The organism is Paenibacillus sp. MAEPY2 (assembly GCF_000499205.1).
Classification (GTDB): domain Bacteria; phylum Bacillota; class Bacilli; order Paenibacillales; family Paenibacillaceae; genus Paenibacillus; species Paenibacillus vandeheii.
The window spans coordinates 1-11,297 of sequence record NZ_AWUK01000078.1 but is presented as its reverse complement, the minus strand read 5'-3'; the positions used below and the strand labels follow the sequence as shown (position 1 = coordinate 11,297).

Here is an 11,297-nt window from a genome sequence, read left to right as displayed (position 1 = left end):
AGCCGCTAAAATAGCGACTTCAATGGGTCTATGTTCTTGTCCCTCGACAACAATTGAACTTAAAGTTTATTGCATAAAAAAATTTAAATCCATTTTATTAACCGCTTTCTTCAAATCATCATCTGATAAATGTGTATATATCATCGTTGTCTGTACTGATGAATGACCTAGTTGATCTTTCAGTTTTGGAACATCATTGTTAGCCTTATGATATCGAGTTGCAAATGAATGTCTCAATGCATGCACATTTAAAGATGGTTTACCATAAAGATTAGCATATTTTTGAACTAACTTTTCTATGGCTCTTTGAGTAAGTCTTCGTGTGCCTCCTTTTCTTCCTACAGGAGCAGCTATAAATAAGGCTATCTCTTTTGAGCTGGGTTTATACTTTTGATCTCTAATTTTTATATATTCTTTGATGTCATATAATGCAAGATCACTAAAGTAAACATACTGCTCCTTACCGCCTTTACGGACTACTCGTAGTAAATTTTCAGTCAAGTCTACATCTTCAATATTAGCGCCAACCACTTCGGACAGTCTCAATCCAGATCCCAGAATCAAAGAAGCGATGGCTGTATCACGCTCACGATTAAATAAAAAATAGTTATATAATCTCTTATTTCCTTTAATCAATTCACCATAATCATTTGCAATAAATTGTCTGAATAGATTGAACTCCTCATGCTTCAGAATCTTACCACTGATTTTTTGTGCACTCGACTGAGCTGTGCTTAAAACAGGATTTAATTCTAACTTGGCCATCAGATTACGCTTAATATAAGGAGCTAATTCAGAAGTTTCAGCTTTATTCTGTAAGTAATTAAACAATGATTTAAGTGCAGCCAATTTTCTGTTCACAGTACTTTTAGAGTTCCCTAGTTGATTCTCCAAAAAGAAAAGAAAATTTTCCCCATCACGTATAGTCAATGATTCCAGTGTACTTAACTCAACTTCTTTACGACTACATTTAACAAGCCCCTCAGAAATTAGCCAGTCAAAAAAAATTATATAATCATGGCAATAGTTGAGCATGGTGGTTGGTGATAATTTTCTTTTTCTGCTATCTATATACTCTGTAACATACCAGGGCAAATCATCAAGTTTTTCTTCAATACGTTCTAAATATTTAATTTTTGTTTGCTTTTCCATGGGATTCTCCTTTTTTCTAAAGGATACTTTGTACATATTATAATTCAATATTTTTATTCGTCAAATTATTATTTTACGTAATTATATGAGATTATTTGATATCGTTCTTACCATACCATATATATCCATACCAGCAGCCGGGTTGGTTTGGGAAGATAATCAAGGATAAATTTAACATCAAATTAAACATTATTTCCGGCGGGGAGCAAAATTCCGGTATATTTGGCGCAGCGACAGCAGTAGAAGTACCACCCATGGATGCATGAAAAGTCACTAGGATAGAGTACGTTTTTACCTTTCTTTAGAGTGAGAATAAAGCCTTCATCATCAAACATAACTGCAAATGCGTTTCCCCTCGTACCTTCACATTTCATACCAAAATAAGTCTCTAAAAACTCGCGAGCAGCAGGAACATCAGTAACTGTTAGGTTCAGATGATTTAATTTCATAATTACACCCTTTCCTACATATTTTGTACGTCCTCCGTAGAGCTTTATCTTCAATCCAAATAATACCACATAATGGATCCGTTCTGTAGCGACAACACCGGCACTGCGAAGTTTCTGCAAATGTTGAGATACGGTTGATTGGGGTAGATCAAGACATTCCTGCACATACTCAAGAATTTTGTCCAGAAAAAGCTTTAATTACTCTTGAGAGTTAGTTTAATTTTTAAATGCTAACAGCCTTCTCCCGATACTCGGTGAACCTCTAAGTGTTATTGAGGTTTTAACTACATATGCTTATTATTTAGATGATCATCTAATCGGAATATGTTCTTGTCCTTGTCCATTTCGGCAATCGGTACAAGTTCTTGTCCTTACCTTGAGACAAGAACTTGTACCGATAACATAAAAAAGCCGCTAAAATAGCGACTTCAATGGGAATATGTTCTTGTCCCTCGCCATCTGCGGTCTGCTGCCACAATGTGTGCATAGCGAGAGGTTTGAGGATCTCTTTTCATTTTTTCATTTAATTACCATTAGAACTGCTGAATGTAGTCAGAATATTTCCATAATAAATTTCCCACTACAGTTATTCGTAATTTCTGATTCAGGTGCTACAATTATTTGGGTTATGTTTTGACAGCTACATGCTCTTGAATTTCCGGGGTATACTGGAAAAATGTACGAACCATCATTATAGAATATATGAACTAAAAGTGAGGTTGTATTCTTTTGATCATTATATATGGTTATTGATGCATGTAGTTCTTTGTTATTTATAGAGGACCAGATCGTAAGGTTCTCTAATCCCGTCTTTGGATCAAAAAATATTTCTCCACTTAATGAGATTTTAGCCCCTCCATTCGCTTTCTTTACTGGGTTATCATTTTTTTCTTATTTCTCATAGACAATTGTCTTAAACATTCCACCAATTGGTTTAGTGAAGTTATTGGATATATGATGTGGCATATGGCAATGGAAGGGCCATGTTCCTGGGTTATTCGCGCAAAAGAGTAAGTCGTATGTCGTTCCACTCGAAACTTCTATCGTATTTCGAAGTAATCTGGCGGAACTTGAGATTTCATTACCGTCTGCAGCTGTGAGAAGAAATTGATGTCCATGAAGATGAATGGGATGTGCATTCATTCCTATGTTCCCAAGACGAATACGAATGTTTTCGCCATATTTAACTGGTAAAGAATTAGAATATGGAAAACAACGCCCATTCATTGTGAAAAAATTAAAACTGTCCGTTAAGGGGTCTAAATCGTAATCTCCTTTCCTCAATTCACCCTTAGGCAGGCCTTGAAGATGAAATTCCTGAAGCATGATGAAGTAATCTCTATGAATATAGTCATTACATCCCGATTCTATTATAAATCCACCCCCTAGTCCCATTAATTCTTGAGTAACTGTATTGTGATGAGTATGATACATATGCGTTCCCGGTGCATTCATAATCTGAAAACAATAATCAAAGTATTCACCTGGTCTAATTTTGGGTGTTGGTTCAACTTCAGGAACACCGTCCATAGAGTTGGGGATATCCAGGCCATGCCAATGGACACTGGTTGCCTCCGGTAGATGGTTTATAACCCTGATCTTAACCCAATCGCCTTGTTTAACTCGTATAGTTGGACCCGGAATGAAACCGTTATACCCCCAGCCCTTCATTTTTATTCCAGGCAATAGTTCTCTCGTTACAGGCTCCGCAACTAACACAAAGCACTTCATTCCCTCTTCGACGGTAAAGGGAAGATCCGGGATATCCGGTGTGATAACCATAGTACTCCTCCATCCCAAATGGAATTGTTTACAATGGAGGATATATATGAAATTCGAGGCTTGTGCTATTACTTTATTTCCATAGCCGAATACTATGTCTAAGATGAACCTTAGTTTATATCAAATGCTTGCTCGCTAGTACATCCAAGGACATTTATGATTTTCAGCCTAGGTTGTTGTTCTCCGATATAGTTATTTCTGTGTTGTGTCGCAGGAGCCTAAACGATATCCCCTAAGTGACTTCTTCTTCACTTTTCAAGTCCAAACAAGAAAAGCGTGCAACAATCGGAATTCTGCCCTATCCCCCAGTTCTTACTAACAACTCTTGCTATCATATGGTCACTATAAATCAATTGAATAATATTTTTGTTTTTATTTGACGGCTCATTTTGCTGGATTGCTACCCAGTCCATATTCCCTATCATAGGCATCAAATATTTCACGAGCAATGGGTGCTGCGCTACTTGATCCATACCCCCCTTCAGGTACAACCACGGCTACTGCCAGTTTTGGATTCTTACGAGGTGCAAAGGCGATAAATACGCCGTTCTCAACATTAATCGATTGACCATTTATATAAATAGTCTGTTGAGAGGTGCCTGTCTTTCTCGCGAAATCATAGGGAAACCCACTGAACGCGGCATCTACATTGGTAGACATTCCACGTTGAATGGTGCGCCAGTATCTGTCATCATAATTTGCTGTATTTAGTGTTTTTGGTTTAATTTTTTTAACGACATTACCTTCAGAGTCACGTATTTCTTTTACCAGGTGTGGTTCAAGACGTTGTCCTTTATTCGCTAACATCACGGTATACTGTGCGAGCTGCATTGTTGTATATTTGCCTTGTTGTCCAAATGAAGCAAAAGCCAAGCCTGTGAGTGCAGATTGATTTTCTTGGTTATATTCAATTCTGCCTCTAAATTCTTTGGGTAAATCCACTCCAGTATCCACGCCTAAGCCGAATTCTTTCATATATCTGTCCCATACTTTAATACCTTCCACATTATACTTGTTCCAAAGCTGCTCACCGATCATGTCAATCATAAAAGCATTTGATGATTTCGTGATTGCTGTCTCTGGATTTAAAAGACCATATACGCTTCCTGAAGAGTTTCTGACTCTGGTACGATCTTTACCAAACTCCGCGTATCCGCGATCCTGATATGTTGAATTCGGAGCAAAAAAACCTTCATTTAAGCCAATCAAAACACTTAATGGTTTTATTGTTGACCCCAATAATACGGTTGACTCTGGGTGCTTTCCGGTGTCGTTTGGAGGAAAGGATTCAACTGTACCATTTCTATAGATGTACTTAATCTTTTCATAATCCCATTCCGCATTCGGATCATAATCAGGCATACTTGCCATAGCCACGACATTACCGCTATCTACTTCCATTGCGACAGCAAAAGCTGTTTTTGCATTAGTATGAAGTTTTCCTGAAACTGGAGTCCGCTGTAACCAATTCAACTGTTCTTTTATAGCTTGTTCTGTTTGAACTTGTACGTTTTTGTTGATGGTCGAGATGATATCGTATCCTTTTTCTGGAGGGAGCATGTTTCCTCCCTCTTCAGGCAAATTTAACGCATTAATGGGGATCTCTTTAAAACCACTTTGTCCTCGTAACACGTCCTGATATTGAAGTTCAAGACCATCAACACCAACATTTTCTAGCTCAGAGTATACAAGCCCAGGATTGGTTTGAGTTGGATTTAAACGATCAATTTCTTTGTATTTTGCTAGTGTCTTTGATGTTTTGAATGTTTTCATGTAACCAATAGCTTGAACAGCCACGCCATCCTTATCATATTTGCGTTTGCTTTCTTCCACTACACTCAATCCAGGAATGATATTTCTATTCTGAAGAAAGTAAGCGACTTCTCTATCAGATAGGTCACTCTTGATCAATCTCGGAGAATAACCTTGGGTCTGTCGATATTCCAGATCCATCGCATTCAAAATATCATCTACCGAGAACTCTTTACTCCCTGGATCTTTAAATTCCTGAAATACTTCATACAATTTTTCTGCAAATTGACCAGCTTCCTCACGATTGGGATTTTTAGGCCCCCCCTCCTGTTGACTATAATTTTTATACAATGTGATGTATAACGACTGAATGGGCTCGGAATATGCCAATTTTATTTTACCTGATGAATCATAAATGGAACCACGAACGGGCAACAAAGGACTTGTTCTGGTGACACTTTCACTTTGTAAACGGCTAAGCTCGGGGCCTTCTACGAATTGCATATAAGCGAGACGAATGATGATAACTGAAAAAATGACAAAGGATACAAAAAAGAAAAAGTTAATGCGAAACTTAGAACTGATTGGTTTTGGTTCTTCTGCATCGTAATGATTGTTCATCTGATAATACTCCTCTTGGTCGTTCTTAAGTAACAGTGTAAATTTTAAATTTGAAGGAAGTGTGTTTTTTTGTTATATCAATACAACCAAATTTCAAATAGCTGAAGGCAAACCAAAAAAGCTCTACGAGGACGTAGAGCCTTTTTAGTCACCTTATTGAATTGTATTTATTCTTTATATCGAAGATATATTCTATAGCCGATAAAAACCAGTAATAAAAATGAAGCATACATCAAACTGACTTGTACTAGTCGTGTTCCTTCATTCCATATTTCATGCCCTATATAGGCAAAGGTCATCATTGCGGGGATTTTACCTAATAAGGTTGCGAGTATGAAAATCTTAAAATTTAAATGGAATACTCCTGCGTAAATATTGATTGCCGCAGCTGGTAAAATGGGTATGATGCGAGCTGATAGAATCATCCAAAACAGGCGCTGGCTACTCATCGCATGTAGTTGATCTAGAGATGTAAATCTCTGGGTAATCCTTCTTCCCCAAGAATAAAGTAAGTATTTTGCCAATAGATAGACAATAATCGCAGCTAAAGTGGATATGGCCACGTTCATAGTACTGCCCAATACTACACCATATTTAGCGCCGATCACTCCACCTACAATGCCAAACGGGATCACAGGAAACATAGCAAGAATAGTAATTACAAGAAACATCAGAGGTAAGCTAGCCGTATTATCCCCAGCTATCCATGCATACAATAAATCCCGCTTCATGAAAACAAGCATAAATACAACCAGGTTAATACAGAATATAATCCATTTTTTCAACCTAACATTCTCCTGAACGAATTTCTAGTTTACAAGTGAGTTTTGGCAATCTTTTTCTAACGTACACATAGGGGTACCCCTGTTACTGATACTTTATATAATGTAACACAAACGTACCCCTATCGTTATATTATACAATGATTTTATCACGTCAGTTTTTAAGAATTACGAATTTTCACACGTTGTAGCCGAAGTGCATTAAGAACAACAGATACTGAACTTAATGCCATTGCAGCACCAGCTACCCATGGAGCCAAAAGGCCGATCGCAGCTATTGGAATACCCAGCGTATTGTAACCGAGTGCCCAAAATAAATTTTGTTTAATGTTAGCCATAGTTTTACGGCTCATATAAATAGCGTCAGGGATACTTGAAAGATCGCCACGCATCAATGTTACATCAGCAGCTTCCATAGCAACGTCTGTTCCTGTACCAATAGCCATTCCGATGTCTGCCATAGCAAGGGCCGGAGCATCGTTTATACCATCTCCTACCATCGCTACCTTTTTACCTTGTGCTTGCAGTTTTTTAACTTCTTCCGCTTTACCTTCAGGGAGAACTTCAGCCAGGACGTGGTCAATGCCAACTTGAGCCGCAATCGCTTTTGCCGTCCGTTCGTTGTCCCCGGTAATCATAATGACCTGGATACCCATCTCCTTCAAACGGCTGACAGCAGCCTGAGAGGTTTCTTTAATGGTATCTGCCACAGCAACCATCCCCGCATACTCTTTATCAATAGCGACAAGCATAGCTGTTTTCCCGGATTCCTCTAAAGTAGACATCATGTTGTAAGCTTGTTTTGCTTCTACATCGAATTTATCCATTAGACGACGTGTACCAATTAATAACTCTTTACCACTCACAACAGCCTTGATTCCAAAGCCTGGAATGGCCTCAAAGGATTCTGTTCTGAGCAGTTCAATATTTCTTTCCATAATGCCCGCAACTATAGCCTCAGCTAATGGATGTTCTGAATTTTTCTCAGCTGCCCCCACAAGTTTAAGGAATTCTGTTTCATCGCCCTCGACCAAAACATCGGTAAGTTCAGGTTTACCTTTTGTTACTGTACCTGTTTTATCGAGAATAATTGCATCAATTTTATGGGTCTGTTCCAGATGTTCTCCACCTTTAAACAAGATTCCAAGTTCAGCTGCACGTCCAGAACCAGCCATAATGGAGGTTGGTGTAGCAAGCCCAAGTGCACAAGGACAAGCAATAACCAGAATGGCAATTGCTTTTTCTAAAGAACCAGCAAAATCACCCGGTGTTACTCCGAAGTACCATACCAAGAATGCCACTACAGCGACTCCTACAACAATCGGCACAAAAATCCCTGAGATGACGTCTGCTACCCGTTGAATAGGAGCTTTTGATCCTTGCGCTTCCTCGACAACTTTAATAATTTGTGCAAGAGCTGTTTCTTTACCTATTTTTGTTGCTTTCATTCGAAGCACACCGTTTTTGTTTATGGTTGCTCCGATAACAGCATCCCCCACTTTTTTTTCTACAGGGAGACTTTCACCAGTAAGCATCGATTCATCCACAGACGAGAGTCCTTCCAGAACTTCCCCATCCACAGGCACTTTACTCCCTGGTCGAACAATTACAACATCACCTACAATCACTTCTTCCACGGGAATGGTCAATTCTTGATCTTCTCGGACAACTATCGCCGTCTTGGCTTGAAGTCCCATTAGGGATTTAATAGCTTCTGACGTACGTCCTTTTGCCAGGGATTCGAACAGTTTCCCCATAACCACTAAGGTAATCAACACGGCACTTGTCTCATAGTACATCGCAGGTCCATGATGTACGCTACCGCCTTCAATTGCCCAAACGATGGTTAAATACAGACTGTAAAAATAAGCAGCTGAGGTCCCTAATGAAACAAGAACGTCCATGTTTGCACTGCCATTGCGTAAAGCTTTATATGCACCAATATAGAAGGGTCTTCCGATATAAAATTGAACTGGCGTTGCTAATGCCAATTGGAACCATGGATTCATAAAGAGATCTGGTAACCATACCCACGAAGTAAATGAAAAGTGACTTACCATTGCCCAGAGTAAGGGAAACGATAAAATCGCAGAAATAAGAAGTTTTCTTTTTTGTTTTGATAATTCTTTTTGTCGACGTTCAGCTGGGTCGCTTTGTTCCTGTTTCGGTACAGCTTGATAGCCGAGTTTCTCTACTCTCTTTTGCATATCAGTCACAGAAACATCTGCCGGATTATATTCGACATGAGCAACTTCCATGGCGAAATTTACGGTGGCCGTGCTTACGCCAGGTAACTTATTCAGAGTCTTCTCGATTTTTAAGGCACAAGCCGCACAAGTCATACCGAAAAGTTCCAAATCAACGGCTTCCTTAACTGTACTGTAGCCAAGCTTCTCAATGCTTGCTTCCATCTTACCGATGTCGACTTTACTTGGGTCATATGTTACTGTCGCTTTTTCCATCGCAAAGTTTACGTTAGCTTCTGATACACCTTCCAGCTTGTTCAAAACCTTCTCAATTTTTAAAGCACAAGCAGCACAAGTCATACCTGAGAGTTGAATTGATGTTTGTGATTTTTTCTCTTCAATTGTTGACACTATATATACACCTCACCTTTTAGACTTCATATCCTTGCTCTTCAATAGCCTCTTTAATGGTCTCTAGAGTCACCTTATTTTCATCATATACTACGGTAACAGTGCCATTTTCAAGATTAACATTCCCTTGAACACCGAGCGATTTCAAAGCACCTTCGATTGAGTTGACACAATGTACACAAGACATGCCATTCACATTTAACACTTCATTTTTCATAATTCACTTCTCCTTATATATGAGATTTTTATTTCAGTAATATTAACTTCACTTCATGTATAAAGCATACCCCCCTACCCTATATTTTGTCAAGCGCAATACCCGAAAATTTTAAGCCCATTTTATTGTTGATATGTAATTATGTTATTCTTCCTTTTCAAAATTCGAATTATTTCTTAGGAATTTAATAAAAGGAGTTCTCTCAGAATTTATGAACTGATTCTGAGAAAACTCCTTCTGTGCTACATTTCTTTTATTAAGCGGCCATTTCACGACACATTTTTGCACAAGCAAAACACGCTTCTGCACATTGTTGACAATGCTCATGATCATGTTTTTTACATTCGTTCCCACAAGCTTCACAAGCGTCTGCGCAAGCAAGACATATCTCTTTAACATATTTGCTATTGATCGACATGGCATGAGCGGCAAATTCACAGATATCCGCACATTCACGATCCAAGCGAATACATTCTTTCATCATTCCAATATGCTCCTCATCTAAACAAGAAACATAACAATGATTACATGCAACCATACATTTTAAACACTCTTCAATACACTCTTTGTACTTTTGATGTGACATTATAATTCTCCTCTCGTATCTAAAGTAGTAGGGTAGTCCCTTATTCTATATTTACCCCATATAGAAATTTCTATTCATGGCGGCATTTCAGAAGATAATCTACTACTCTAGAGTGTGAAAGAGGATAATTCTGTGCACATTTCACAATCGATGGAGTGAACCGAAATATCATTTAGGGTTCTTATCCAAGAAGTGTTTTTTCAATTTCTTGACGATTGAAGACAAATCCGAAATAAACTTTACCTTCAATGAAAATTGTAGGGACCAAATTTTTACCTGTTCGTTCGCGCAGAAGGACAGCATTTTCTGGATGATCAGCTATACTAAACTCTGTATACGGTATTTGATGATCATTTAAGAATTTTTTGAAATTTTTGCAATCTTCACAAGTTGGCGTTGTAAATACCTCGACATGCATACGCTTCACCTTCTTCTAACTTGAAGTAATGATTCAAGAAGATCATGTTATTCGACTATGTCGTAGCCTTGATTTTCAATTGCTTCTTTAATATCCGAAAACTCTAGTTTGGTTTCGTCAAATTTAACTTCAACCTTACCTTCCGCGAGAATTACTTTTCCTTCTACGCCTATTTGATTTAAGGCACCTTCAATTGAATTTACACAATGCCCACATGACATACCTTTTACTTTTAGTGTAACATTTTCCATTTTTCATACTCCCCTTTAATTGAGTTTAAATATATGTTATTTCATTGAGGCATGAACTCTTTTGATTAATTCATTCACTACTTCAATATGCTTTGTTGACTCCATTAAGTGCACCTGCAGCGGATAGGAGCATTAGGCCTCAATGATTGTTTGTCATTGGACCATTAACTTCATCCTATATTGTCCAAATGAATGACTTTTAATGTACATCACCTCCTTCATTAATACCATACCCCCCCTCACTATATTTGTCAAAGTATTTAGCTGTAAACAAAAAAAGAGTTTTTGCAAACCCTCTTTTGTTTACAGCACTATTTGATTAATTTATTTATGGTCACTAACAATTCATCTATAACTTCGTTTTCACCTTCCTGAATTCGTTCAATTACACAGCTTTTCATGTGATGCTCTAACAAAAGTTTTCCAACACCGTTCAAAGCCGATTGGACTGAAGAGATCTGATTCAGCACATTATCACAATAGGTATCTTTTTCGATTAATCCTTTTAGCCCTCTAACTTGTCCTTCAATTCTGTTAAGTCGGTTAATTAAATTATTCTTTGTTTTCTCAGAATGATGGCTCCTGCGTTCTTCCGTGTTGCATGACTCATGCTCTTGAATTAGGTCTCCCATTTTCCGATCACTCCTCATTATTTTATCTTATATTATACTATAGCCCCCCTATACTATA

Annotated in this window: 11 protein-coding genes and 2 pseudogenes; all 13 read right to left on the bottom strand. The window is 38.1% G+C overall.

Annotated elements, in window-relative coordinates; translation table 11 throughout:
- Positions 1–66 precede the first annotated feature (66 nt).
- Complete coding sequence (gene xerS, locus P364_RS0134135) at positions 67–1,152, bottom strand: tyrosine recombinase XerS (protein ID WP_024634443.1); 1,086 nt, start codon at positions 1,150–1,152, stop codon at positions 67–69.
- A gap of 266 nt (positions 1,153–1,418) precedes the next feature.
- Positions 1,419–1,601, bottom strand: a pseudogene (locus P364_RS0134130) (VOC family protein); the annotation flags it as partial.
- A 78-nt stretch (positions 1,602–1,679) separates the two neighbouring features.
- Positions 1,680–1,775: pseudogene (locus P364_RS38555) on the bottom strand (ArsR/SmtB family transcription factor); the annotation flags it as partial.
- A 378-nt stretch (positions 1,776–2,153) separates the two neighbouring features.
- Positions 2,154–2,390 carry an S-Ena type endospore appendage gene (locus P364_RS38850; RefSeq protein ID WP_435874305.1) on the bottom strand — a complete coding sequence of 79 codons (237 nt, stop codon included), beginning with the start codon at positions 2,388–2,390 and terminating at the stop codon, positions 2,154–2,156.
- Between the two features lie 102 nt (positions 2,391–2,492).
- A complete protein-coding gene (locus tag P364_RS0134125; protein WP_024634441.1) occupies positions 2,493–3,383 on the bottom strand; it encodes a multicopper oxidase family protein in 891 nt (296 codons plus the stop codon).
- 384 nt (positions 3,384–3,767) lie between these two features.
- Positions 3,768–5,756: a peptidoglycan D,D-transpeptidase FtsI family protein gene (locus P364_RS0134120; protein ID WP_024634440.1), complete on the bottom strand. Its 1,989-nt coding sequence runs from the start codon at positions 5,754–5,756 to the stop codon at positions 3,768–3,770.
- 167 nt (positions 5,757–5,923) lie between these two features.
- A complete protein-coding gene (locus tag P364_RS0134115; RefSeq protein WP_024634439.1) occupies positions 5,924–6,541 on the bottom strand; it encodes a TVP38/TMEM64 family protein in 618 nt (205 codons plus the stop codon).
- Positions 6,542–6,699: 158 nt separating this feature from the next.
- Complete coding sequence (locus P364_RS0134110; RefSeq protein ID WP_152532791.1) at positions 6,700–9,135, bottom strand: heavy metal translocating P-type ATPase; 2,436 nt, start codon at positions 9,133–9,135, stop codon at positions 6,700–6,702.
- Positions 9,136–9,154: 19 nt separating this feature from the next.
- Positions 9,155–9,352, bottom strand: coding sequence for a cation transporter (locus tag P364_RS0134105; RefSeq protein ID WP_024634437.1), 198 nt, complete (start codon positions 9,350–9,352; stop codon positions 9,155–9,157).
- Between the two features lie 256 nt (positions 9,353–9,608).
- Entirely contained in the window at positions 9,609–9,938 is a 330-nt protein-coding gene (locus P364_RS37195; protein WP_081718281.1) for a four-helix bundle copper-binding protein, read from the bottom strand.
- Between the two features lie 181 nt (positions 9,939–10,119).
- Positions 10,120–10,356 (bottom strand): glutaredoxin family protein, encoded by a 237-nt coding sequence (locus tag P364_RS0134095; protein ID WP_024634435.1) that lies wholly within the window; start codon positions 10,354–10,356, stop codon positions 10,120–10,122.
- A 47-nt stretch (positions 10,357–10,403) separates the two neighbouring features.
- On the bottom strand, positions 10,404–10,607 hold the full coding sequence (locus P364_RS0134090; RefSeq protein ID WP_024634434.1) for a cation transporter: 204 nt from the start codon (positions 10,605–10,607) through the stop codon (positions 10,404–10,406).
- Positions 10,608–10,918: 311 nt separating this feature from the next.
- Positions 10,919–11,239, bottom strand: a complete 321-nt coding sequence (locus tag P364_RS0134085) for a metal-sensitive transcriptional regulator (RefSeq protein WP_024634433.1) — start codon at positions 11,237–11,239, stop codon at positions 10,919–10,921.
- Between the last annotated feature and the right edge of the window lie 58 nt (positions 11,240–11,297).

Coding starts and splice junctions, on each gene's coding strand:
- P364_RS0134120 (WP_024634440.1), bottom strand. CDS start 5,756: ATGAACAATCATTACGATGCAGAAGAACCAAAACCAATCAGTTCTAAG.
- P364_RS0134125 (WP_024634441.1), bottom strand. CDS start 3,383: ATGGTTATCACACCGGATATCCCGGATCTTCCCTTTACCGTCGAAGAG.
- P364_RS0134090 (WP_024634434.1), bottom strand. CDS start 10,607: ATGGAAAATGTTACACTAAAAGTAAAAGGTATGTCATGTGGGCATTGT.
- xerS (WP_024634443.1), bottom strand. CDS start 1,152: ATGGAAAAGCAAACAAAAATTAAATATTTAGAACGTATTGAAGAAAAA.
- P364_RS0134085 (WP_024634433.1), bottom strand. CDS start 11,239: ATGGGAGACCTAATTCAAGAGCATGAGTCATGCAACACGGAAGAACGC.
- P364_RS37195 (WP_081718281.1), bottom strand. CDS start 9,938: ATGTCACATCAAAAGTACAAAGAGTGTATTGAAGAGTGTTTAAAATGT.
- P364_RS0134095 (WP_024634435.1), bottom strand. CDS start 10,356: ATGCATGTCGAGGTATTTACAACGCCAACTTGTGAAGATTGCAAAAAT.
- P364_RS0134105 (WP_024634437.1), bottom strand. CDS start 9,352: ATGAAAAATGAAGTGTTAAATGTGAATGGCATGTCTTGTGTACATTGT.